This is a genomic window from Clostridium transplantifaecale, from assembly GCF_900626075.1.
GTDB lineage: Bacteria > Bacillota > Clostridia > Lachnospirales > Lachnospiraceae > Otoolea > Otoolea transplantifaecalis.
Genome location: NZ_UYZY01000001.1, coordinates 1,215,935 through 1,239,113 on the forward strand (window position 1 = coordinate 1,215,935; position 23,179 = coordinate 1,239,113).

A 23,179-nucleotide genomic window follows, 5' to 3' on the forward strand; every position below is an offset into this window, starting at 1 on the left:
ATTAAGTCTCCTTTTCATAATATTGTTTATAGGAGTTTTCTAAATTCACCAATCCTTCGTGACCTCCATATCGTTCATTCTCATTTGGAAGTCTCATATAGTCTCCAAACATTTTTTCCAAAAATTTTTCTGGCTGTTTAGGACATTGCATTAAGAATCCCTCAAAGTCTCTATAACATCCCTCAGCAAAATAGTAGGTTGGAAAAGTTAGCCTATAAACACCTTCTGACCAAACATACCCCACATAGTTTGACTGGTTCATAGGTTTCTCTTTTAATAGGCTTAGCCATTTATCTGAATAATAATAATAAGGATGTACACGAATAAAAGGGTATAATAAAATCCACATAAATTTACTAATAAAGCTCCGCTTATCTCTCATCCTGTATGGAAAACGTCTCTTATCATTCACAAATCGATACCATTGAATTTTAAAACAGTATATTCTTTTGCTAATTTTCATTTCAGGTACACCTGCAAGTGGCATAACATCTATAAATACACCATGAAATGAATCCATAAAATCTCGTCCCCAATCTTCAATGTGGGCAGTTCTCTCATCTGATATTTTTATAAAGATATTTCCGTAATGCTGCCTTTCACGGGCAGTATAGACCTTATAGTATTCTGGTAATTCTTTATTCATAATAGAAACAAACTCTTCAAACCATTCTACTGGTACTGCAATATCTAAATCATCATCCCATGGTATGAACCCGTGATGCCGGATTGCTCCAAGGCATGTCCCACCAATAGAATAGTAAGGAATATCATGTTTCTTACATATAATAGCAACTTCTTTATAAATTTCAAAAATACGTTTTTGTAAATCAGTCATTGTTCTCCTAATTTCTTTCTATAAATTGATAAAATTTCGACAGATAAACAAGACAATAATATTTTTCTTTTTTATATAGATAAAAGAAAATCTGGCAGGCAAGTGGAATTCCTCTATAAGTTCCTTTTTCAAATGTTTCCGAGACCGATTTAAAATGACGAAAAATTTTTATATTAGAAATAATCTGCCTTGTTCTCTCTCTCGAGTTTAATTCGTTTCCAATACACCACTTAATTAGCATAAAATAATAGAACTGCTTTTGTTTAAGAAATGACTTATCCTCATTTTCAAATATTTGATCAAAATATGTCATTAATTCCATTACATTTTTTGATAGTTTCCTATTAAACTTGTGCACCATAGAATCCGGCGTTTGCCGATAATGATATCCGTGATTTTCATTAATGATGTACACCTTCTGACATTCTTTCAACATTAATGGATAAAAAACTGCAGCATCTTCTCCTAATGTGATATTCTGTGGTACCATCATCTGCCATTTTACCAAATACTCTCTCTTTATTATTTTACTCCATAGACTTGGATAAATTCCAAAAGAATAGAATGGACTCATGTACATCATATTTTGTTTTAACTTATCCAATTTTTTTCCAGAATAATATCCGCTTGCGTGTTGATCCGGAACTTCCAACTCATTTTTCTCATTGCTTTCGAGATACTTGCTGCAAACAACATCTAAAGAGTACTCTTGAGCAACTTTGAGCATTCTCTGAAAATATTTCTTATCTATCCAATCATCAGCATCAACAAAACCTATGTACTGTCCTTTAGCAGCTTTAATTCCAGCTATCCTTGCATTAACTACTCCGGCATTCTCCTGGCAAATATATATGATATTGCTATATTGCTTCCTATATTTCTCACAAATGTCGCCCGAATTATCACTTGATCCGTCATTAACTAATATTAACTCATAATCAGTAAGCTCTTGCGACAAGATACTTTCTATACATTGGCTAAGAAATTGTGAGGCATTATATATTGGAACAATAATGCTCAGGCAGTTTGTATAATTAGGTAAATAAACGCTCCCACACATAAATCCTCCATACACATAATTACAATTTATTTGTAATTTTTTTTGTTATAGCTCATACTCGAACAAAGAGCTAAATTAAACCAGTAGTATTGTGCATTTTGTGCCGATATAATTAAAGTAGCAAAAAGCATTCCCACCATAATCGACTTTATAAAAGATTGTTTGTTTTTTACAGCCTTGATTAAAATTTTATATGCTGGATAACAAAATAATAAAAAACCGACACAACCGAATTCAACTAAAATTTCTATAAAAGTATTATGTGCCATCATTGGTAAAGGAGCCCCATAATCTAATGAATAAGTAATCATGGCATTTTGTCCCGCACCGAACCAGACATGATCCAAAAATATTTCCAAACCTGCTTTCCATAAGCGAAGCCTAAGATGATTACTATCATCTTTCAAGGAGTTAACCATGTTAAATCTTGAAGCCATATCATTTGGTAGTAAAATAAAAATCACTATAGATGCAGCGACCATAACAGCTATTGCTTTTTTTAAAATGTCAATTCTGCCAATTTTACACAAAAACAAAGTTGATATAGATATTACTACTCCTAAAAATGCCGCCCTTGAACCAGTCAAGAGAATTCCCAAACAAACTACCAAAAATTCTAAAGCACCTTTTCTAGACTTATGAACAAGATAATTATAAAAAGAATAAATTGCGGGGAATAAAAGATACGCTGCCATAAAATTTGGATCTTTATTATGTCCTAGCACATTCAGGGTAAATCTATTTGTATACGTTACGACATTTACTCTTTCTATCAAAATTAAAAATGTTGTTGCCATTCCCATATATGTATACATCTTGATGATAAATGCAATCTCCTTTTCATTCATTCTTGCATCTACAAGGACAATAAAAAAGATTGTTGCAATCATATAGCATAACATTAAAAGTAAAACACGAGACCTTTGAATATATATAATACCCTCAAAAATATTTAATGCCATCCATAACAATAATGGCCAAAATTCACTAATGATTTTTGACTTTATACTAAGTCCTCTTACTCCTCCTTTTTCAGAGAAACGCAATAAAACATAAATGATCCAGAACGGAATCGCAAAAGTAACAGAATCCCAACCTGTAAAATTGATAAAAAATGTAAATAATTGAATTCCCAAAAAACGAGTTGAAAAGCGAATTTTTCTATCATCAATATTCATCTCAACACTTTTTTGTCTCATGATTGTCCCCTATTTTCAAAAAAATATATTTGTTCTCCAACAGTTTGGTTGCATATTCTATATTATACATATCAGGAATCTGAGCACTCCAATATTTTTGTTTAGATAATTCTAAATTTATCTTATATGCCCACTTTTTTTCTTCTCCTTTAACTATGGAAATAAAAGTAGATAATTTTGACACATCAATCTCAGAAGAAATTCTATCAGAAAAAAAACATGGCAATCCAGAAGCTTGTGCTTCCAGCCCAACCATTGGAAATCCTTCAAAAAAACTTGGTAATAGAAAGGCATCCATAGCCTGATACCAAATACTTGCATTACTTTGTGTCCCTGCAAAATAGACATTTTTCTCTAATTTTCTCCTATATACTTCTTTTTGAAACTCACTATAAACTTCACCGGCGCCTACAGTAAGTAATTTATAGTTATCTGAGAAACCTAGTAATTCTACAAGTACTTTAATTAGAAACAATGTATTTTTTTCATCTCCGAATCTTCCCACAAATCCTATTACTCGGTCGTCCGGCTTGAAGCCACATCTTTCTCGAATTTTTTTTCTAATACATTTATTCGGCATAAATGATTCCGTCTTAATTGCGTTAGCAATTACATTTTTATTCTCAAAGGCGTCCGACCACATCCATTTACCGGCCCGTTCCCCACACGCCCACTTTTCTACATTCATTCTTCTTAAGATCGTAACATTTATACAATGTAATATCTTTCTTACCACGCCTCTGGGAGTTGAACTGGAGTGGCAATGTGCAATTACCTTCTCTTTTTTGTGGTACAATGCAACTAAAATAGGCATTAAATTAGCCGCCGACTGCATATGTATATGAACTATGTCATAATCATTGTCATCTAATATGCAACACATTTTTTTTGCTGCTTTCATTGGATGCCTTTTATAATTAGGTAATCTGTATATTTTTCCTCCCAGTGCACTTATTTCATCCTCAAAGGCTATACCTGCACCATAGATATCCAGAAAATCAAACTGAAATTTACTTTTATCGATATGGCGGTAATAATTCATAACTAAACTTTCGACACCACCAAAATTTATACTAAAACCAACATGTAATATTTTAATCATATATTTTCTCGTACGATTCTTTTTTTGCATTTCTTTCATCCATTTTTTAGTCACCCAGTTCAATCTCTCAATATTTTAGTATATATAATTTTACGTAGGCCATTTGGTACAATTGCAACTAAAAATTGAACTGCCAATGTATAAATATAATCAACTTTAGAAATATATCCAGTTTGATAAATTGCTCTCCTCCCCGAATAGTACTTTCTAAAGTAATCCCATCCCCCTCTACGTTCAAACATATCCTCTCCCGTTCTCACATAGACAAGATAATCATCAACATTAGCACAGACTGCATCGTTCTTCATCATATTTACCCAGAGCAGACTATCTTCCATGAGTAAAGCATGTCGATAGTTACCCGCTTTTAACACTGCTACTTTTTTAAACATAACCGTCATGTGATTAAAGCTATCTCGACGTTTCTGATATTGTTTAATAGCTCTGTCATCAAGAGGGACCCGTCTTAATGACAGCACATTATCTGGTGTTGAATCAAATTCTTTTATATGACTTCCACAGATATCTAAATCAGGGTTATTTCTGAACATATTTATTTGTTTTTCAAACCGCTCCGGCACACAGATATCATCTGTGTCCATTCTTGCTATCAACTCATATTTGCATGCAATTACACCATGTGATAATGCTAACCCCAAACCAAGATTTTTTTTCAGGAGAACTATTTTTATTAATGAAGGAAATTTAGCCACATAATCATTAATTGCTTTTTGCAGTTCCTCAGTAATAGGACCATCTTCAACAATTACTATTTCATTAGGCATTAATGTTTGATTTAAAACACTTTCCATACATTGTCTAAAATATTCTTCCTTTTCTTTTATGTAAACAGACATTAAAACGCTAAACTCGTAATTCATATTTCCCCCATATTACTTCATGACCGCTATTACTGTTTTTACTAAAATATGCAATTCTTCAAATAAGGAAAAAGTTTCAATCATACATAGATTCCACCTCATCTTCTCCCTCAACACATCCTCCACATACGCCTCATCCACGCTCTTCCCTTCCGCCGTCTTTTCCACCAAAATCCTATCCTCATCCTTAAACTCAATACTGGCCTCCGAAGTCACCCCCGCAGGTAAAAGCAATGTCGCATACATCTCTTTCGTATACTTTTTCACATATTTCGCCACTTCCGGGCGGGTTCCAACAAAGGTCATCTCACCTTTCCAGACATTGATAAGCTGTGGGATTTCATCCAGGCGGCAGCCGCGGAGCTTTTGCCCGACTTTTGTAATCCGTGAATCGCCTCCTACGGTTACCAGGCTCCCTATTTTGTCGGCATTTTGAACCATAGTTCGGAATTTATAGATTCGAAAGGTTCTGCCGTATTGGGTGATCCGCTCCTGACGGTAAAAAACCGGTCCCGGAGAATCGAGACGAATCCAAATAGACAGAATAAGAAAGAGAGGCGATAAAAGCACCAGTAATAGACTGGACATTACAAAATCAAAAGTTCGTTTAACCATCAGGCTGATTTTGCGATGCCTAAGAATTTCATAATATGGCCTGACTTCCTCTGTCCGCATAAAATGGGGAAGTTTATTCCAACTGCAGAGCATTTTCCCTTCTCCTTCCAGCTTTTCCTTTGCTGATTCGCATATTATTGATGCATATCTAAGTGGGAAGCTTCATTCCCTCTTTGCCGTCGTTCATCTCTATTTTCTGCCGCTCATTCATCTGTTTCCTGCCGCATCCAATACCAGATAACACCGTTTAAAGATCTCCGCCACATAATCCACCTGCTCATCCGTCAGACAAGTATGGAGCGGTAATGTAATTTCATTTTCAAACTGCCTGTAGGCATTGGGATAATCTGCAATATCAAATCCCAGCTTCTTATACGCCGTATGCATTGGCAGTGGTTTATAATGAACATTGGCAGCCACACCGGCCTCCGCCATATCAATGATTAACTGATTCCTGAATTCCAGGCTCTTTCCGGTCAGGCGGACAAGACAGAGATGACGGCTGGAATGAAATTCATTACCATTCGCATCAACACCGTCGTGGGAAATAAGCTCCACCGGCAGCCCGTCAAAACTTTTTTTGTACCTGTATAATATTTCTTTTCTCCGCTCTAAAAGCTCCGGATACCGCTTCATCTGAGCCAGGCCAATCCCTGCCATAATATCGGTCATATTGCATTTATAGGCAGGCATGACAATGTCATATTCCCAGGCCCCCAGTTTTGTCTTTGCTAAAGCATCTTTACTCTGTCCGTGAAGAGACAGCAGCATAAACTGATGGTAAATCCACTCGTCATCAGTACCTGGAATCGCTTTCCAAACCAATGCGCCGCCTTCGGCAGTCGTCAGATTTTTCACAGCATGAAAAGAGAAGCTTGTAAAATCAGCTACTTCTCCACACATTTTTCCATTCCTGGATGCACCGAATGCGTGCGCCGAATCGGCCATCACAATTACGCGGCCAAATTTCTCCTGAATCTCATTAGCGGGATGAAACAAGGCTCTTTTTTCTTCCACAATCTGAAAAATCCGGGTATAATCACAGAGCACCCCTGCTATGTCTACGGGTATAAACACCTTGGTTTTTTCAGTGATCGCACTCGATAGTTTATCGTAATCCATCTCATAGGAATCCGGTTCCGTGTCCACCAAAACCAGTTTAGCGCCCACATGGCAAGCCACGCTGGCACTGGCAGTATATGTATAAGCGCTGGTGATTACCTCGTCCCCTGGCCCCACTCCGAGAAAGTGAAGCGCCAGTTCCATACAGGCCGTAGCTGAGTTCAGGCAAACCGCTTTCGGAGCATGGACGAAAGCGGCAATCTGCCTTTCAAATTCTTTCGTCTTCGGCCCTGTGGTAATCCATCCTGACTTCAGTGCATCGATAACCTCATTTATCTCCTCGTCTGTGATATCCGGCGGTGAAAATGGTACCTTCAGCATAATATTTCTCCTCCCTTGCATTGCTGTAACAATTGATTACTATCATTTTGGGATAGAACAAAGAATCCCGATTGCGTAATTTTTGCGCTGCCGTTCGGTTACTTCAGCAACTGTCTGACTCTGCGCGGCATATGCATCCTTGCGGAGCGTTTTTTGATTCATAGGACGCAATTTGCTATGAATCAAAAAAAGGACCTTATCAGCCCTTTCTTCTATAACTATATCTATTTATAATCAATCTTTATTGCTTCTGTTCTTGTTCTCCAGATGTCTTTCTCTTTCCACCTTAACCCCAATCTCAATCCGTCTCATCTCGTCTAAAAACGGAATCTCTATCACAACGATCCGTTTCCTCAGCCTTTTTTTCACGACCTTTTCGAGATTATCTTTTAAAACGCCTCCTGCCGCAACAATCTCACCTTCTTCATTCACCCATATCGGCGAACGGCGAATGATGTATTCCGGATCATTCCCAATCAGCTTTCGAAGCAGTTTTTCCTCTTCTTCCCGAACCGTCCTGAATACCCCATCGGCGCCCAAAAGCTTTGTCAGTTTGGGAATTTGCTTCAGATCATAAAAAAACTTATCAGGCGTATTGGTTTCGACGAATACATAAGAAGGGAACAGCGGCTCTATATGCGGACGAAAACTGCCCTCTATCCGCCAGACGTATTCACGTCTGATTACAAAACATGTTACATAGCTTTTGTCATCGCTTCCCTCATACTTTTCTCCGAGCACTTTCTCGATCACACTAACCAGCTCCATTTCTTTTCCAGTTAATGTCTGAATTACATACCACATTCTATTAACCTCATTTGGGTATGCTTCGCCATTCCGGAATTAATTTCCGAACTGTGATCAAATCGGTAATGCAGGGTGTCAATTTCAATACCACTTGACACCCTGCCTCCGCTTTATGCTCCATCTTCGTCCTTCCATGACATAGATCACAGAAGCACCCCAATTTCTTTCCTGCTATTTTTAATAATAATAACACTGCCTGATTGCCATTATCCGGCCTGATCCTGTTCCAATCTCACGCCGAATAGAACCGCCTGTCTCCGATTAAACAACTCGAGCTCTACAATAGCAAACCGCTTGTGTAAGTTTAATTTCACAATTTGATTCCGATAGTGTTCCAGAATCCCATCAGCCCGGACAATCTGGTTCTCACTGTCCAATGTAATCCGGGTCACCCCCATGGCATGCTGCAGTTCCTCTCCGCATACATCCTCCAGGAAGCACATATCTTTTTCTTCCACCGGCGTGAGTATATCCTGCTTTGTACCAGCCGTACTGGTAATAAACTGAGGAAATTGTCTGGCTTTTTTCAGTTCTTTTGCAAGTTTCTCTGCATGCTCCGTCTGTATAAACAAATATCCCGGAAACATAACATCTTCTAAAAGATGCAAAATCCCACCGGAACGGAACACCTTTACTTTTTTGGGAACGCCGCAGCGTATCCAAAAAGCATGGCTGACTGACCGCTCCAAAAGTTCGGCAGCCTCCTGCTCTTTTCCCGGCACCGTATATAATACATACCATCGTTCCATAAGCAGTCCTCCGTCGCTTAACTGTTAGTTAAGCGACAACTTTTTCAGCCTCATTCAGCCCTCTTTCTTTTTTACAATGTTTTTTATCTTCGTATTGTGATAAATTAAAATGGAAGTATTTGAAAACCCAGTTAGAAGTTTGGATCATTTCCAGAAAAATTGTTAAAAAATAAGATAATCTTAGGATTTATTGCCAATTCTTTTCTTTTCTGACAGTTGACCATGGTCAAAAAGGATGTTATAATTTACAGGAACTTAAGACTTGGTCAAAAAATGTCGCTTAACTAACAGTTAAGCGACAACTTTTTTAATTCTAATGATAAGAGTAAGCAGCATATGCTATATCACCTATCGCATTTAACTCGAATCAAAACAGCCGGCGCCCCCGCAAAGGATATCACATCCCTGGAAGGCTGCCGGCTATTTTCTTACTTAAGAGCAGTTTCATTTTCCACCTAAAGTCGTATATGTCATTAAGCTCCATCTATCATTTTCTTAAACTAGTTCTCTAAACCTCAAAACTCTCCGACTTAAAATTACTATAAAACCTCCCTTTATCCACAGTAAAGCGCAGCACGCAATAATCCGGATCCGTCACGCCTTCCGGATAATACATCGTGTCGCCCTCCCGCCAGATCATCTCCTTGCTTTCGCTGTCCTCCAGCACTTCGGCCGTGCCGATGAGCATAACCCCTCTGAAAAACCGCCTGTCGCAGAAATAGACACAGGCTTTTGGATTGGCCCTGTACTGGGAAACTCTCATTGAAGAAGTGTTGGTGGTAAAATAGAATGTTTTAATGCCTTCTCTCTTCCTCGGCGGCAACATGGCCTTCATATTGGGAAAGCCATCTCCATCGACAGAGCCGATAAAGGCCACTCCCTGCTTGTCTATCAGATTTCCGATTGTCGTTTCAACGTCTCTCATGTGTATCCCTCCTCTGCCTCCATTATATCGGTTCCTTCCGGCCAGGTAAAGTACACACTTTTTTGTAACTACGTAACTACAAAAGCCCCTTTTCCTTCAAAAGCTCCGTCTTATTGTCTTCCACCATGATTTCAATACCGACACTCTGCATAATGGAAACGGCTTCAAAGATCTTCTTCCCGCGGTCCGTTAAGTAATAATCTACTCTGAGCGGATACCCCTCATATGATGTTTTCCCAACCACGCCGCAGTCACCCAGCTCATTTAAATGCTGAAGCAGCATTTTCTGGCTGATTCCCTTTATCTCCCTTTTCAGTTCGGATAAAGAACTGGTTCCCTTGCTGAGCTGCCACAGAATGATTGGTTTCCACTTGCCTTTAATCATATCGTGGGTCAGTTCCAGCGGACATGTATAATCGTTTCGCATTTTCATTTACGACATCTCCTTCGGTATCCGGTATTTTCATTTATGACATCTCGTTCGGTATCCAGTATCTGATATCCGGTATCTGATTTCATATGCCGATTGTTTCCGTATCGGGCTTATCCTGCCCTCTTCCCGGCTAAAACATATTTCCAACCGCCCATTCATACAATATAAAAACAAAATTGGGGAACCGATATGCAGATTATCACACCGGCTGTGCTTCATAACACTCTTTACTTCAACGACATACCAGTCCTGGTATACAATATAAAATACCCTGTTTTTACATCAACCTGCAATCAGGATGCCGTTCGTTCCATCAATCAGTTTTACAGCTCACTTGCAAAAGAGAAGGAAAATCACTGTAAAACAGTGCTCTATCCTCAGGCCGTCGAATCGGCCCGGTATATTCAAAAAAATGTTCCTCCATTTCACAGCTATGAATACGATATGGTTTACAAAGTAACCTTCAATTCCCGCTGCATCACCAGTCTCTATGTGGATCAGTACACATTCATGGGAGGCGCCCACGGTTCAACCGTCCGGACATCCGATACCTGGAATCTCTCAACCGGCAAGCGTATCTCACTTCAGGATATTTATCCCCATGAACCCCTTTACAGGCAAAAAATCCGGCTCAGGATTCAATATCAGATCGCAGGACTGCTTAAAGACAACCCTGCCTCTTTTTTCGACGATTATCCGAAACTGCTGTTAAACACATTCAATCCTGACAGCTTTTATCTGTCACCGGATGGAGTCATGATCTATTTCCAGCAGTATGATATTGCCCCATATGCCAGCGGACTGCCGGAATTTTTACTGCCTTGCCCCGCTGCCGGCCGCGCCGGTAATCCGCTGGCGGTAAAGCAATTTTCAAACACGCTCTAGTAATATTTTACTGCCACCGTCTTCCCCAGTCGCCTCATCACATCCTGAATCTGATCCACCAGCTTCTGCCGCACTCCCAGCTGGAACGGCAGTTCCGTATTCTGGTAGGCTCCATTCACGGCTTTTCCTACAAAAAGGTGCAGATCCGTACAGCTCTCAATCAACAGTTTTGCCAGCATCGAGGCTCCGTTGGGTTTATCCAGTTCCATAAAAAATTCTTCGTCTATCTCATCATCCCTTGTATACTGCTCCAGAAATTTGAGAACGCGGTTCAGGGTCACCACGCCTTCGGTCACAAGGTCGATTCCCTCTATATAGGCTGTCGGAGGGATATTCGGATCGATTTCCCCAACCGATACATCAATCCTCTTCTCCAGCACGCGGGCCACAATATTGGCGCTGGTTCCGCCGCATACTACTTTGATTGCGCTGCCGTCGGCCATGAAGTCTTCTACCATCGCTTCATCATCTTCCTGGTTGGCCGCCGGCCCCGTCATCAGGTGAATCAGCTTCTTCTCACCAATTCTCAGCACGGCCACCGTCGTATCATCGCCCGGCCGGTACTGGTAAAGGTCATTGCAGGCCTGGCTGACCGCCGCCGCCAGATGCATCGCGGAGATTGTTTTTCCGTATTCCCTGAGGGCATACTCCGCCACGCTGTCCCAGTTCCAACCGAAGTTCAGCAGTTCCCCAACGCCCGCATTGATGGCGCCGTCGCTGATCAGGACAAAGGCGTCCCCCATCTGCACGTTAAAATGATACTCATTGATCCGCCTGTTCTCAATCATCCGGTAATTCTCCGGTATCTTCATGATTTTTCCGTTGCGGATAAAAATACAGCCCGGATTGTCGAATTCCACCAGGTAGGCGGAGCCGTCGTCATAAACCTGCAGGATGCTGAACGTCGCATACGCCATCTGCCTGACTTTACAGACCGGCAGTGTCTCCGCGATGGTCTCCACGCATTCCTCCAGTAAAATCCCTCTCAGGAACATGGTTCCCAGAATTTTAGAGGTCATCGTCGCCAGAATGTTGGCCTTCACGCCGCTTCCCATGCCGTCGGCCAGGATCAGGATGTGGGAATCTTCCGTGTGGAGAATCTCCACCTTATCGCCGCAGAGTTCCTCCTCGTTCTTATTCAGGCTTTTGTACGCAATATCGACCTTAATTCCCATTTTTTATCCCCTGCCTTCCGTCTCGGATACAGAGGCCGCGCCCCGTCTCTTCTTTTTTCTGCCGGATGCCTGTTCTTCCTCCCCGTCCTCCAACAGGGAATCGCACAGATCCAGCAGCGTGATTTTCGTCTCCGCCGCCGTCTCTCCCAACAGTCCGGCAATCTCCTGGGCAACCGTCATCTGTTTCCTGATTACCTCGTGAGCCAGCTCCACCGTGTTCAGTTTCTTCTCATAATATTTTTTAGCCTGGTATTCCTGCTCCGTGATATCGATGATAGTTGCAAGAACCACATCCTTTTTCTCCACATATACGATATTGATCAGGGCCGACAGGTTATACTCGGGATAATCCACCTTCTTGCCCCGGATACTCTGATGGGTCGAATATACCCACTGGAAATCCGTGGGATCAATAAACTCAAACAAATACATCTGGATTGCCTCGGCTCTGGTCTTGCCAAAATACCGTTCCCCCACCGCGGAGTATTCCATTATCTTCATATCCCCATCCACGATCATGACAAGGTTGGGGGATGTGTCCATCACAAGGTTTGCCAGGGATTCAGCCCTGTCATGCATGTAAGGGATACACATGTTAAGCTCCGCCTTCTTCTGGAAAACGGCGATTGCCTTCTCCCGGCAGGTAGAATAACCGCAGGCTCCGCAGTTCAGCTCATCCTCCGGCGTCTTCTTGCCTGTCTTTGCAAGGATTTCCCGGATCTGTTCCTCCGTCGGCATCAGGTCGTTTGTGGAGCGGTCGCGGTACTGCTTTTTAAGGCCCACGCCTTCACTCATGCCGCGCAGCATCCCTCCGTCGGCAGGTTCCCTGGAAATCCGCTCCTCCATATCAATCTTCACCCTGAACCGGGAAACCTCTCTGTAAAGAGGTGCCGATCCGTTGATGCAGCCGCCCGTGCACATGTTCATCTCGATAAAACTGCCGCGGATCTCTCCGGCCATCATGCTGTCGCAGAATTCGATACAGTTTTTCGTTCCGTGAATGTGAAGCTTTCTGTAGCTGTCCGTCTGGTTTCCCGTGGACAGGACAGAACTGATTACTCCGCCCGTTACCGGATAGAGCTGGTTTACCTTCGGCTCCAGGTGTGCGAATGGAATATCCTCGCAGTTGGCCGGCGATATCTGTTCGTCCTGCAGCCATTTTTTAACATCATTGAAATTTAAAACGGCATCGATACTCGCGGCATTTCTCGGATCCGTGGATTCTTTCTTCTTTGCAATGCAGGGACCGACAAATACCACCTTCGTATCCACGCCGTACTCCTTCTTAAGCATACGTCCGTGTGCCACCATCGGAGATACGACGGGAGCCATATAGGGCACCAGCTTCGGGTAATATATTTCAATCAGATCATTGACACTAGGACAGCACGTCGTGATAATGTTGTCCATCTGCCCCTCCTCAAGAAGGCTGGTGTACTCCGCCGTTACGGCGGCCGCTCCTTCCGCAGTCTCCCTCACATCAAAAAAACCCAGTTTCCTGAATGCCTCATGAATTTGGCCCAACGCCGCATCCTGAAAAAAGCCCATATAGGCGGGAGCCAGGGAAACCACCACCCGGTGCCCCTGCCTGATATAATACTTAACTGTATCGAGATCGCTGGCCATCGTCTTAGCAGACTGCGGACAGACATGAAGGCAGTGGCCGCAGAGAACGCACTTATCCTCTATGACCTCTGCCCTTCCATCTTTAATCATGACTGCTTTCACATCACAGTAACGGACGCACTTATAACAGTGCATACATTTACTTTCTTTAAAATCAATAATCCTCATCAGATGTAACCTCCATATGAGTCTATTATCTCATATCAGGCGGTTTTATCAAAGAACTTTTTCTTCAAAAATGTCTAAAACATCGTTTTTTTTGTCACTGTATGCGGCGGTTAAAACCATGACGCGGCATACCAGAATAATGACTGCGCAGAAAACCTGCCAGCCGTTCGAACTCACAAAAAGACTCAGCCAGTATCCGGTGAGGGCGGCCCCCATCACCAGCGTATAGCCTCTTTTCAGGCCCAGAAGTGACGGCCTGTTTTCCACGTAAACTTCCATCAGCACAAAACACACAATATATTCAAGAATACAGGGAATCAGATACCAGGCCTCCGAATCGGGCAGGATACTGAAAATCGACATAAAACCAATGATTCCAGACACGAAAACTAAAGCCGCAGCGAGCACATGGTAGATCTTCATCTGCTTTTCGGACAGCGGAAAAACGGCGTCTCCTTTCTCCAAATCCAGGATCCCAAAATATAGGATCGCAAAACCGAAACAGGCCGGAAGAAGCACCATACCGAACATGTTGATATGGAGTGAGGCTAAGATAATTCCCCAGAATATTTTTTTACTCCTGGATGCCATTTAAAACACTCCTCTCTGATTGAGATATTTCCATATATTAATAAAATTCCCACCGGCCGGCTGCAGAACGGCGTGAACGTAAAGAAGTGTCTGTTTCACCCGTCCCTCCAGTTCCAGGATCACGACGGATGAAAGAAGGCCGGACGGAGTGTTATATGCGTTCTCCCCGTTCCATTGGCTCTGAAGCGTCAGCGTATCTCCTTCTTTCAGTTTAATAAATCCTTCCCTTTCCTGATCCGGCTCCACCGCCAGTTTTCTTCCGTTAACCGTGATACTGAATGTGCCGAATGATTCGTCCGGAGACAGCACCTGCTTTATATTCAGCGTTGCATCTCCCTTCATCCGCACCACCATCTCATCCTTCCCGTCGGAACTGGAAGAGGAGGAGACCACTTCTCCCATCTCGGTATCCATCGGTCCGGGGGCCAGAACCATGTTTCCCAGGCCGATTTCAGCCTCGCTTCCGTCTGTGTAAACCACTTTTCCCCTTGTAAGCACCCTATATCCGTCAAAATCCTCCTGCACGGAGACAGGAATCCGGCCACTCACTGTATGTACAACATATTGGTTCTGCACCTTCGGAGTCTCGCTGAATTCTCTCATTACTTCTTGTTGTCCCAGTTCAGGGAATTCCACCGACTGAAGCCGCCTGTTATCGCCTCTTCCCGTAATATAGCAGAGCGTAATATCGGCGTACCATCCCGGTGCTTCTTCATCTTCTTCATAAAAAGCGGTCACCGCCGTGTTCTGCTCCACAAAAACCGGCTCAGCCAGTCTGAATCTATATTTAAAACATACACCAAAAATCAGGCATACCGTTACCATTAAAATACATACTGCCGCTATAATCCTGTCCGTTTTCTTTTGAATCTCTTCTTTTTCCTTCACTCACTTACCCACCTGATAACTTTTATTCTAATCTATTAATGATAGTGTTTCTTTCGCTTTCCAGCTGCCGGCCCGTAAAATGCCTCTTCTCGGACGGTTATGACTTATTATACAATAGAAACATTTACCAATCTTTGCAATTTTCTTACAATTCCATGTATTTTCTTTTTGTTCTAAGGAGGGGGCAGGCCTGTCGAATCTGCATCCTGCAAAACAAAAAAGCAGCCCGGAGAGAGACAAAAGAACCCTTTTCCTGTTCTTTCGTCCCCTTCCGGACTGCTATCATGATGTCAAAATCAGCCAGAATTTCAACTTTCTCTGTCTACAGCCGGTTCATTCTTCCCGTCTCCAGCAGTTCCTTCACTTCACCCGACTCGACGCCCAGGGCTACCGCCATCTCCTCCTCAAAGGTCTTCTCCACCAGAGTCATCATCTGGGCATCCTTGGACGGCAGTTTCTTTCCTTCCCGGCCTCTGCGTTCTTTTCTCTGATACAGCTCTTTGGCAATTCTGACCAGGTTCAGATAATCCTGTGAATAATAGGCATCCTTGTATTCCTGTGCCCGCTGCCTCTCGTCTTTAATCAACAGCGGCTCAATATCCTTGATACGGCCAGCCAGATCCAGGGCCTCTTTCCTCGAAAGCACCGGTCTGAGAACTCCTTCCGTCTTTTCAATAGGGACATAAATCTTTTCCGCCTGATCTCTCACAGGGGTAAGGATGTAATACTCTCTCTTCGTCCCTGTCAAATTCATCTCAGCCACATCCTCCAACACACAGACCTTGCCGCTCCAATGAACCATATAATCGCCTTTATTCATTCTATCCCTCCTGAACTCACACCACACTGTCAACTGCTGCCGACGCCGCAAAACACGCTCTTCCTAGTCTCTGCTGTCAATGCAAAACGATGAAAAGCACGCTCTGCGAACCTTTCATCGTTGACAACAACATAAAATAAAACCGTACATTCCTGCTTCGTCAATTTGGGCATATTCTTGCCACTCTATAATAATCATACCATTTTTCACACATTAATGTAAGCTTTATTTTTATTTTCGGCATATTGCGCATAAAACACAGAATTAAAAGACGAAATAAGCAGTAAAAATCACCATACTGGCCGCTTTGAATGGTAATAACTGGAAGTTGCACAATTTTCGGTTCAGATTCGGCCCGTTCGCTGTAAAAAACTGCCGCAGAGATTTTCCTCTACGGCAGTTCCTTTTGGCGGTAAAACCGATGGGACATGCATTTTACCGACCATACTCATATCCCCATATTTACTGTTTAAAAAACGGTTGATTCAAATGATTGGCGGGACATACAGTCCCTCCCGCAGCCCTTAATCTCTCTCAGCTGCCTCTGCGGCTCTTGCCTCCACTTCCTTCTTCTGTACATCGCCAGGAGCCTGCTCATAGCGGCTGAACTCGTAGGAGTAGGTGCCGATACCGCCTGTCATGGAACGGAGATCCGTATTATATCCGAACAGTTCAGACATCGGGATATCCGCTTCGATAATCTGTTTGCCGTGGTGATCGGAGTTCATTCCAAGAACACGGCCTCTTCTGCGGTTTAAATCGCCCATAACGTCACCGGTGAATTTATCCGGTACAATGACCTTCAGGGATGCGATCGGCTCGAGAAGAACCGGGTTGGCTTCCATAAATGCCTTCTTGAACGCCAGTGTGGCGGCCATCTTGAATGCCATCTCCGAAGAGTCGACCGGGTGGTAAGAACCGTCCGTCAGGGTAGCCTTAAGGCCTACTACCGGATAACCGGCAAGCGGTCCCTTCACGACGCATTCCTGTACGCCTTTCTCTACTGCAGGGAAGTAGTTTCTCGGAACGGCGCCGCCGAATACTTTCTCTTCAAATACGTACGGTTTCTCTAAATCGCCGGACGGTTCAAATTCCATCTTAACATCACCGTACTGGCCGTGTCCGCCGGACTGTTTCTTATACTTGCCCTGAGCCTCCACTTTCTTTCTCAGTGTCTCACGGAATGCAAATCTCGGTTTGGTGAGGACGATATCAACTTTATATCTTGCAAGCAGTTTGCTTACAACGATTTCCAGCTGCTGATCCCCGATACCGTAGAGTAAGCTCTGGCGGTTCTCGGCGTCGTTGACTGCTTTCAGCGTTAAATCTTCCTCCATCAGCCTTGCGAGAGCTGAGGAAATCTTATCCTCGTCACCCTTTGTCTTGGCTGAGTAAGCCATATATGTATACGGTGTGGAAATTTTCGGTTTGTGGTAAACGATCGGTGCGGTGCGGACTGCAATCGTATCGCCCGTCTGTGTCACGCTCAGTTTCGCCACAGCGCCGATATCTCCTGCCTTTAACTCAGGCACTTCGATGACATCCTTGCCTCTTAACAGGTAAATCTTCTGAACCTTCTCCTCCGCGTCCTTGTTCACGTTGTAAATCACGCTGTCGGGCTTCAGGGAACCGGTACAAATCTTCATCAGTGAATATTTGCCGATAAACGGGTCGGCAATAGTCTTGAATACCCTGGCCGACAGGGATACATCGTCGTTATATTTAGCTGTAAAGCGCTCGCCGGTGGATACATCCACGCCGACGCACTCAAATTTATCGGGTGACGGGAAATACTTGTCGATAGCCTGAAGCAGATGGCTGAATCCCTGTGCGTTGATGCCGGAACCCATCTGAACCGGTACGATATTTCCTTCTATAACATGTTCTCTGAGCGCTGAGGAAATCTCTTCCTGGGTGAATTCTTCGCCGGAGAAATAACGTTCCATATACTCCTCGCTGGTCTCGGCTACGGCCTCGATCAGGGCGTCTCTGACAATTCCCAGGTTCTTCTGCGTATACTCAGGAATCTCGCATTCTTCGTAATCACTTAAATTGGTAAATCTTCTGCCCTTCATCTTTACAACATTGACAAAACCTACAAACTTCTCGTTCTCACGGATCGGCACCTGGAACGGGGCAATCTTTCTTCCGAAGCGCTTCTCAAGTTTCAGGATCAGTTCACGGAAGCTGGCCTGATCATCATCCATGTTCGTTACAAATATAATTCTCGGCAGATTGTACTCCTCACAGAGCTCCCATGCCTTCTCCGTTCCTACTTCAATACCTGCCTTGCAGTTCACAACGATAATCGCCGCGTCCGCAACGCTGATTGCTTCCTCAACCTCTCCAACAAAATCAAAATAACCGGGAGTGTCTAAGAGGTTAATTTTAATCGGACCATCTTCTCCTTCATACTCTAACGGAATCATGGTTGTGGAAATAGAGAACTGTCTTTTGATTTCTTCTTTATCATAATCACTGATAGTGGAGCCTTCCGGAACCTTACCCATTCTCTTTGTAACACCTGTAACAAGAGCCAGGGCTTCTGCTACTGTTGTCTTTCCGGCGCCGCCATGACCTAATAAAACAACATTACGGATTTGTTTTGTCCCATACACGTTCATATAAAAATTCCTCCCGTAGATAAATTTTAGTCCATGTTGATATTGTACAAGAAAAGAGAGAAAATTTCAAGCAAAATTCACATTTTATACAAATTTTATGCCAATTTGACACAAGAGAATTGAAAATCTTCAGGTTTTATCATATTTTGGCGTCTGATTTTCACCGTCCACGTTAAACTGTCGAAGTTTAACGCAATAAATCGTTGACAACTTCTCTTTTATGCAATACAATAGGCAATAACGCAGAAAACCCGCATAAATAAAAGGATCCATCACAACCCAAATTAAGAAAGCGAGACAAAAAATGATTATTATAATGAAGCCGCACGCTTCGGAGGAAGCAGTCAGAAAAGTAACCGGAATGATTGAGTCAAAGGGACTGACGGCTCATCTTTCCAAGGGTGATCAGGTAACCATCATCGGAGTTGTAGGCGATAAGACGAGGCTCACAGGCTCCAACATTGAAATATCGGACGGCGTAGATAAGGTGGTGAACGTCACCGAATCTTATAAACTGGCCAATAAGAAATTCCATCCGGATCCCTCCGTCATAAAAGTGCAGAACACGGAGATTGGACCGAAAACACTCACCGTCATGGCCGGCCCATGCGCGATTGAGAGCAGCAGCCAGCTGATGGAAACGGCCTTTGCCGTGAAAAAGGCCGGCGCCACCTTCCTCCGCGGAGGCGCCTACAAACCAAGAACCTCCCCCTACTCGTTCCAGGGACTTGAGACGGAGGGCCTTAAATATATGAAGGAAGCCAGGGAGGCCACCGGACTTTCCGTTATCTGTGAAGTCACCAGCAGCCACGCGATTGAATCGGCCGTGCAGTATGTGGATATGCTCCAGATTGGCGCCAGAAATATGCAGAACTTCGAACTGCTTAAAGAAGCGGGAAAAACTTCTCTTCCTATCTTACTGAAACGCGGTTTATCTGCTACAATAGATGAGTGGCTGAATGCAGCCGAATACATTATGTCTGAGGGCAACGAAAATGTGGTTCTCTGCGAGCGTGGAATCCGTACCTACGAGACATCCACGAGAAATACACTGGACTTAAGCGCGGTGCCGGTCCTGAGGCAGAGGACACACCTTCCGATTATTGTGGACCCGAGCCATGCGACAGGCGTCAGAGCCTATGTGGAGCCGCTCTCCAAGGCAGCAATTGCCGCCGGAGCGGACGGACTGATGATTGAAGCCCATCCCTGCCCTGAAAAGGCGCTTTCCGATGGCCCGCAGTCTCTCACCTTTGAAGAATTTGACGACCTGATGAAACGTCTCAGGCCGTATGCAGAGCTTTCAGACAGGACATTCTAAACGATAAATACATATGCGGAGGATTTTCTATGACAGATTTGACAGTTGCGTTTATCGGACTCGGCCTGATCGGCGGTTCTATCGCCAAGGGGCTGAAGCGCGGAGCGCCAGATACGAAGATTATGGCATACATGCGCACCAGGGAAAAACTGGAGCAGGCGAAACGGGATGGAATTGTGGACGTGATTCTGGACGGTGTGGATGAACACCTCATGGAATGCGATATCATTTTTCTGTGTACCCCTGTTGAATATAATGCCGATTACCTGAACCGGATCCGTCCCTTCATAAAAGAGGGAGCCATTGTCACTGACGTCGGAAGCACCAAGACCAATATTCACGAAACAGTCACCGCTCTCGGCATGGAGGAGTGTTTTGTCGGCGGCCATCCGATGGCCGGTTCCGAAAAGACCGGTTATGAAAGCGCCACTGATCACCTTCTGGAAAATGCCTACTATATTATTACGCCTGCCGGAAAAACTCCGCCTTCCTTCGTGGAACGGATGACTGAGGTTGCCGCGGCAATCGGCGCCATTCCCCTGGTGCTGGATTTCAGGGAGCACGACTTTATTGTGGCCGCCATCAGCCACCTGCCCCATCTGATCGCCTCCAGCCTTGTCAACCTGGTTCATGACTGTGATACTGAAAACCAGACGATGAAGCTTCTGGCCGCCGGCGGTTTTAAGGACATCACGCGTATTGCCTCCTCCTCCCCGGTCATGTGGGAGCAGATCTGCATGACCAACGATGCCAATATTTCGGTCATCCTGAGGCGCTATATCGAATCGCTCAACCAGATTCTCGGTGAGGTGGAATCTAAAAAATCGGGTGCCATTTATCAGCTTTTTGAGTCCTCCAGAGACTACAGGAACTCATTTGCCGATAATTCAAAAGGCTCCATTACACCGGACTATTCTTTCTCCGTGGATGTAGTGGATGAGCCGGGCGCCATCTCCATCATCTCCGCCATCTTAGCAGGCCAGGGGATTAATATTATGAATATCGGAATCAACCATAACCGGGAACACGGAGAAGGCGCGCTGCGCATTTCCTTCTATGAGGAGGCCTCCATGACCGACGCATGGAACCGGCTGAAAAGTTATAATTATACGCTTTATCCCGGCTGACGGCAAAGCGCTGTCTTCGCCGGACTTATTACGTGTTTTGGCGATGGACGGCTGCCGCCAGTCATATAGGAAGAAATGAATACGAAACGAGGTTTAACATTATGATATTCTCCAAAGTCCGCCGTTTAGCGGGGGAACTGACCGTACCGGGTGACAAATCCATTTCCCACAGAAGCATTATGTTCGGCTCACTTGCCGACGGGCTGACGGAAGTCCGCGGTTTTCTTCAGGGAGCGGACTGCCTGTCCACAATATCCTGTTTTACTAAAATGGGAATTACCATTGAGAACAACGGCGATACCGTCCTGATACATGGAAAAGGCCCGAAAGGCCTCACCGCCCCGGCCGGGGTTCTGGACTGCGGGAACAGCGGCACCACCACCCGGCTGATCTCCGGAATTCTGGCCGCCCAGGATTTCAATGTAACGCTGACCGGAGACGAGTCCATCTGCAAACGTCCCATGAAACGCATTATGGAACCGCTTTCCATGATGGGCGCCCATATTGAAAGCAAATATAATAACGGCTGTGCGCCTCTTGAAATTACGGGGAGCCGGCTTCACGGAACCCACTATTTATCTCCCGTCGCCTCCGCCCAGGTAAAATCCGCCGTCTTGCTGGCCGGACTGTATGCGGACGGGGAGACGCGCGTCACGGAGCCGTATGTCTCAAGGAACCATACGGAGCTTCTTCTCTCCGCTTATGGGGCCGATGTCCATACGGAGGGTACGACGGCCATATTAAGGCCCGGCAATCCCCTGGAAGGACTAAAGCTTACCGTTCCAGGCGATATCTCGTCGGCCGCCTTTTTCATTGCCGCCGCTCTGATTATCCCGGACTCTGAGATTCTGATCCGTAATGTCGGCGTTAATCCGACCCGTGACGGCATGCTTCATGTATGCAGGATGATGAACGGAAACGTCACGCTTCTGAACGAAACAAACGAATCGGGTGAACCCACCGCAGATCTGCTCATCCGGTCCTCTGCGCTGAAAGGCACCGTCATTGAAGGGAGCATTATCCCAACCCTGATTGATGAGCTTCCGATGATCGCAGCCATGGCGTGTTTTGCAGAAGGAACCACTCTGATCCGCGATGCGGCGGAGTTGAAGGTAAAAGAGTCCAACCGGATTGCCGTCATGACGGAGAACCTAAGAGCCATGGGAGCTGATGTGGAAGAAACCGATGACGGCATGATCATCCGCGGCGGCCGTCCTCTCCATGGGGCTGTCATCGACAGTAAAAAAGATCACCGCATAGCGATGACCTTTGCCGTAACGGCGCTGGCTGCCGAGGGGGAAACAGAGATTCTGGATGCCGACTGCGTAAATATATCCTATCCGGGGTTTTACTCCGACCTGCACCGCCTGTTCAGGAAATAACAATTCCTGCTCTCGGTTAATCAGTCCAGTCACCTGAAGGAGGTTTTTGAATGTGGTTTATCTTTGCTCTCCTATCTTCCGTCTTTGCCGCCCTGACCTCCATATTAGCTAAGGTCGGTATAGAAGGCATCAGCTCCAATCTGGCCACCGCCATCCGCACCGTGGTTGTTGTCTTTATGGCATGGGGTATGGTTTTCATCACAAATACACAGGGCGGAATAGCCTCCATCAGCCGGAAGAGCTGGATTTTCCTGATTCTGTCCGGCCTGGCTACCGGCGCCTCCTGGATGTGTTATTACAAAGCCCTTCAGCTTGGAGAGGCCTCGAAGGTTGTCCCGATCGACAAATTCAGTACGGTAATCACGGTCCTGCTCGCCTTTCTTTTTCTCCATGAGCAGATATCCGCAAAAACCGTAATCGGCCTGATTCTGATAACTGCAGGTACGTTTACAATGATACTTTAATTACAAAATAATCTGTAAAAGAAAGAGTTCTGCGCCCGTTTTGGGAACAGAACTCTTTT

The 23,179-nt window shown here is 44.4% G+C and carries 22 protein-coding genes; 5 read left to right on the forward strand and 17 right to left on the reverse strand.

Features of this window, described 5'->3' with window-relative positions; translation table 11 throughout:
* Position 1: 1 nt before the first annotated feature.
* From EJL91_RS05190 to EJL91_RS05240, 11 genes are all read right to left on the reverse strand, one after another.
* On the reverse strand, positions 2-838 hold the full coding sequence (locus tag EJL91_RS05190; protein ID WP_125140867.1) for a LicD family protein: 837 nt from the start codon (positions 836-838) through the stop codon (positions 2-4).
* Positions 839-845: 7 nt separating this feature from the next.
* Positions 846-1,898: a glycosyltransferase gene (locus EJL91_RS05195; RefSeq protein ID WP_125140868.1), complete on the reverse strand. Its 1,053-nt coding sequence runs from the start codon at positions 1,896-1,898 to the stop codon at positions 846-848.
* A gap of 26 nt (positions 1,899-1,924) precedes the next feature.
* Positions 1,925-3,097, reverse strand: coding sequence for an O-antigen ligase family protein (locus tag EJL91_RS05200; protein ID WP_125140869.1), 1,173 nt, complete (start codon positions 3,095-3,097; stop codon positions 1,925-1,927).
* On the reverse strand, positions 3,078-4,253 hold the full coding sequence (locus EJL91_RS05205; RefSeq protein ID WP_125140870.1) for a glycosyltransferase: 1,176 nt from the start codon (positions 4,251-4,253) through the stop codon (positions 3,078-3,080). The genes EJL91_RS05200 and EJL91_RS05205 overlap by 20 nt, the downstream gene beginning before the upstream one ends.
* Positions 4,254-4,258: 5 nt before the next feature.
* On the reverse strand, positions 4,259-5,080 hold the full coding sequence (locus tag EJL91_RS05210) for a glycosyltransferase (protein WP_125140871.1): 822 nt from the start codon (positions 5,078-5,080) through the stop codon (positions 4,259-4,261).
* Between the two features lie 12 nt (positions 5,081-5,092).
* On the reverse strand, positions 5,093-5,788 hold the full coding sequence (locus tag EJL91_RS05215) for a sugar transferase (RefSeq protein ID WP_125140872.1): 696 nt from the start codon (positions 5,786-5,788) through the stop codon (positions 5,093-5,095).
* A gap of 114 nt (positions 5,789-5,902) precedes the next feature.
* Positions 5,903-7,138: a DegT/DnrJ/EryC1/StrS family aminotransferase gene (locus EJL91_RS05220; RefSeq protein WP_125140873.1), complete on the reverse strand. Its 1,236-nt coding sequence runs from the start codon at positions 7,136-7,138 to the stop codon at positions 5,903-5,905.
* Between the two features lie 234 nt (positions 7,139-7,372).
* Positions 7,373-7,942 (reverse strand): transcription termination/antitermination NusG family protein, encoded by a 570-nt coding sequence (locus EJL91_RS05225; protein ID WP_125140874.1) that lies wholly within the window; start codon positions 7,940-7,942, stop codon positions 7,373-7,375.
* Between the two features lie 209 nt (positions 7,943-8,151).
* Positions 8,152-8,694, reverse strand: coding sequence for a transcription termination/antitermination NusG family protein (locus tag EJL91_RS05230; RefSeq protein WP_125140875.1), 543 nt, complete (start codon positions 8,692-8,694; stop codon positions 8,152-8,154).
* A gap of 508 nt (positions 8,695-9,202) precedes the next feature.
* Positions 9,203-9,619 (reverse strand): pyridoxamine 5'-phosphate oxidase family protein, encoded by a 417-nt coding sequence (locus tag EJL91_RS05235; protein WP_125140876.1) that lies wholly within the window; start codon positions 9,617-9,619, stop codon positions 9,203-9,205.
* Between the two features lie 76 nt (positions 9,620-9,695).
* Positions 9,696-10,052, reverse strand: coding sequence for a winged helix-turn-helix transcriptional regulator (locus EJL91_RS05240; protein WP_125140877.1), 357 nt, complete (start codon positions 10,050-10,052; stop codon positions 9,696-9,698).
* Positions 10,053-10,241: 189 nt separating this feature from the next.
* Here EJL91_RS05240 and EJL91_RS05245 point away from each other — a divergent pair, with 189 nt between their 5' ends.
* A complete protein-coding gene (locus EJL91_RS05245; protein WP_125140878.1) occupies positions 10,242-10,937 on the forward strand; it encodes a DUF3298 and DUF4163 domain-containing protein in 696 nt (231 codons plus the stop codon).
* Here the strand turns inward: EJL91_RS05245 and EJL91_RS05250 are convergent.
* The 6 genes from EJL91_RS05250 to EJL91_RS05275 all read right to left on the reverse strand — a co-directional run bounded on the left by EJL91_RS05250 (position 10,934) and on the right by EJL91_RS05275 (position 18,829).
* The gene (locus EJL91_RS05250) at positions 10,934-12,112 is read right to left on the reverse strand and encodes a SpoIIE family protein phosphatase (RefSeq protein WP_125140879.1); all 1,179 of its coding nucleotides are present in this window, start codon (positions 12,110-12,112) and stop codon (positions 10,934-10,936) included. The genes EJL91_RS05245 and EJL91_RS05250 overlap by 4 nt on opposite strands.
* Before the next feature lie 3 nt (positions 12,113-12,115).
* On the reverse strand, positions 12,116-13,906 hold the full coding sequence (locus EJL91_RS05255) for a [Fe-Fe] hydrogenase large subunit C-terminal domain-containing protein (RefSeq protein WP_125140880.1): 1,791 nt from the start codon (positions 13,904-13,906) through the stop codon (positions 12,116-12,118).
* Positions 13,907-13,954: 48 nt separating this feature from the next.
* Positions 13,955-14,497, reverse strand: coding sequence for a hypothetical protein (locus EJL91_RS05260; RefSeq protein WP_243125232.1), 543 nt, complete (start codon positions 14,495-14,497; stop codon positions 13,955-13,957).
* Positions 14,498-15,385: a hypothetical protein gene (locus EJL91_RS05265; protein ID WP_243125233.1), complete on the reverse strand. Its 888-nt coding sequence runs from the start codon at positions 15,383-15,385 to the stop codon at positions 14,498-14,500. It lies immediately after the preceding gene.
* Positions 15,386-15,707: 322 nt separating this feature from the next.
* Positions 15,708-16,205 (reverse strand): CarD family transcriptional regulator, encoded by a 498-nt coding sequence (locus EJL91_RS05270; RefSeq protein WP_125140881.1) that lies wholly within the window; start codon positions 16,203-16,205, stop codon positions 15,708-15,710.
* A 524-nt stretch (positions 16,206-16,729) separates the two neighbouring features.
* Complete coding sequence (locus EJL91_RS05275; RefSeq protein ID WP_125140882.1) at positions 16,730-18,829, reverse strand: elongation factor G; 2,100 nt, start codon at positions 18,827-18,829, stop codon at positions 16,730-16,732.
* A gap of 304 nt (positions 18,830-19,133) precedes the next feature.
* Between EJL91_RS05275 and aroF the strand changes: the two genes are divergently transcribed.
* The 4 genes from aroF to EJL91_RS05295 all read left to right on the forward strand — a co-directional run bounded on the left by aroF (position 19,134) and on the right by EJL91_RS05295 (position 23,120).
* On the forward strand, positions 19,134-20,147 hold the full coding sequence (gene aroF, locus EJL91_RS05280) for a 3-deoxy-7-phosphoheptulonate synthase (protein ID WP_125140883.1): 1,014 nt from the start codon (positions 19,134-19,136) through the stop codon (positions 20,145-20,147).
* 29 nt (positions 20,148-20,176) lie between these two features.
* Positions 20,177-21,274 carry a prephenate dehydrogenase gene (locus EJL91_RS05285; RefSeq protein WP_125140884.1) on the forward strand — a complete coding sequence of 366 codons (1,098 nt, stop codon included), beginning with the start codon at positions 20,177-20,179 and terminating at the stop codon, positions 21,272-21,274.
* A 101-nt stretch (positions 21,275-21,375) separates the two neighbouring features.
* Positions 21,376-22,656: a 3-phosphoshikimate 1-carboxyvinyltransferase gene (gene aroA / locus EJL91_RS05290; RefSeq protein ID WP_125140885.1), complete on the forward strand. Its 1,281-nt coding sequence runs from the start codon at positions 21,376-21,378 to the stop codon at positions 22,654-22,656.
* 50 nt (positions 22,657-22,706) lie between these two features.
* Positions 22,707-23,120: an EamA family transporter gene (locus EJL91_RS05295; protein ID WP_125140886.1), complete on the forward strand. Its 414-nt coding sequence runs from the start codon at positions 22,707-22,709 to the stop codon at positions 23,118-23,120.
* Positions 23,121-23,179 lie beyond the last annotated feature (59 nt).

What these genes read in the sequence shown, in the direction of transcription:
- aroF (WP_125140883.1), top strand. Translation starts at nt 19,134, where the DNA reads ATGATTATTATAATGAAGCCGCACGCTTCGGAGGAAGCAGTCAGAAAA.
- EJL91_RS05215 (WP_125140872.1), bottom strand. Translation starts at nt 5,788, where the DNA reads ATGCTCTGCAGTTGGAATAAACTTCCCCATTTTATGCGGACAGAGGAA.
- EJL91_RS05255 (WP_125140880.1), bottom strand. Translation starts at nt 13,906, where the DNA reads ATGAGGATTATTGATTTTAAAGAAAGTAAATGTATGCACTGTTATAAG.
- EJL91_RS05200 (WP_125140869.1), bottom strand. Translation starts at nt 3,097, where the DNA reads ATGAGACAAAAAAGTGTTGAGATGAATATTGATGATAGAAAAATTCGC.
- EJL91_RS05195 (WP_125140868.1), bottom strand. Translation starts at nt 1,898, where the DNA reads ATGTGTGGGAGCGTTTATTTACCTAATTATACAAACTGCCTGAGCATT.
- EJL91_RS05240 (WP_125140877.1), bottom strand. Translation starts at nt 10,052, where the DNA reads ATGAAAATGCGAAACGATTATACATGTCCGCTGGAACTGACCCACGAT.
- EJL91_RS05250 (WP_125140879.1), bottom strand. Translation starts at nt 12,112, where the DNA reads ATGGGAATTAAGGTCGATATTGCGTACAAAAGCCTGAATAAGAACGAG.
- EJL91_RS05230 (WP_125140875.1), bottom strand. Translation starts at nt 8,694, where the DNA reads ATGGAACGATGGTATGTATTATATACGGTGCCGGGAAAAGAGCAGGAG.
- EJL91_RS05275 (WP_125140882.1), bottom strand. Translation starts at nt 18,829, where the DNA reads ATGAACGTGTATGGGACAAAACAAATCCGTAATGTTGTTTTATTAGGT.
- EJL91_RS05220 (WP_125140873.1), bottom strand. Translation starts at nt 7,138, where the DNA reads ATGCTGAAGGTACCATTTTCACCGCCGGATATCACAGACGAGGAGATA.
- EJL91_RS05245 (WP_125140878.1), top strand. Translation starts at nt 10,242, where the DNA reads ATGCAGATTATCACACCGGCTGTGCTTCATAACACTCTTTACTTCAAC.
- aroA (WP_125140885.1), top strand. Translation starts at nt 21,376, where the DNA reads ATGATATTCTCCAAAGTCCGCCGTTTAGCGGGGGAACTGACCGTACCG.
- EJL91_RS05210 (WP_125140871.1), bottom strand. Translation starts at nt 5,080, where the DNA reads ATGAATTACGAGTTTAGCGTTTTAATGTCTGTTTACATAAAAGAAAAG.
- EJL91_RS05260 (WP_243125232.1), bottom strand. Translation starts at nt 14,497, where the DNA reads ATGGCATCCAGGAGTAAAAAAATATTCTGGGGAATTATCTTAGCCTCA.
- EJL91_RS05270 (WP_125140881.1), bottom strand. Translation starts at nt 16,205, where the DNA reads ATGAATAAAGGCGATTATATGGTTCATTGGAGCGGCAAGGTCTGTGTG.
- EJL91_RS05285 (WP_125140884.1), top strand. Translation starts at nt 20,177, where the DNA reads ATGACAGATTTGACAGTTGCGTTTATCGGACTCGGCCTGATCGGCGGT.
- EJL91_RS05225 (WP_125140874.1), bottom strand. Translation starts at nt 7,942, where the DNA reads ATGTGGTATGTAATTCAGACATTAACTGGAAAAGAAATGGAGCTGGTT.
- EJL91_RS05235 (WP_125140876.1), bottom strand. Translation starts at nt 9,619, where the DNA reads ATGAGAGACGTTGAAACGACAATCGGAAATCTGATAGACAAGCAGGGA.
- EJL91_RS05295 (WP_125140886.1), top strand. Translation starts at nt 22,707, where the DNA reads ATGTGGTTTATCTTTGCTCTCCTATCTTCCGTCTTTGCCGCCCTGACC.
- EJL91_RS05190 (WP_125140867.1), bottom strand. Translation starts at nt 838, where the DNA reads ATGACTGATTTACAAAAACGTATTTTTGAAATTTATAAAGAAGTTGCT.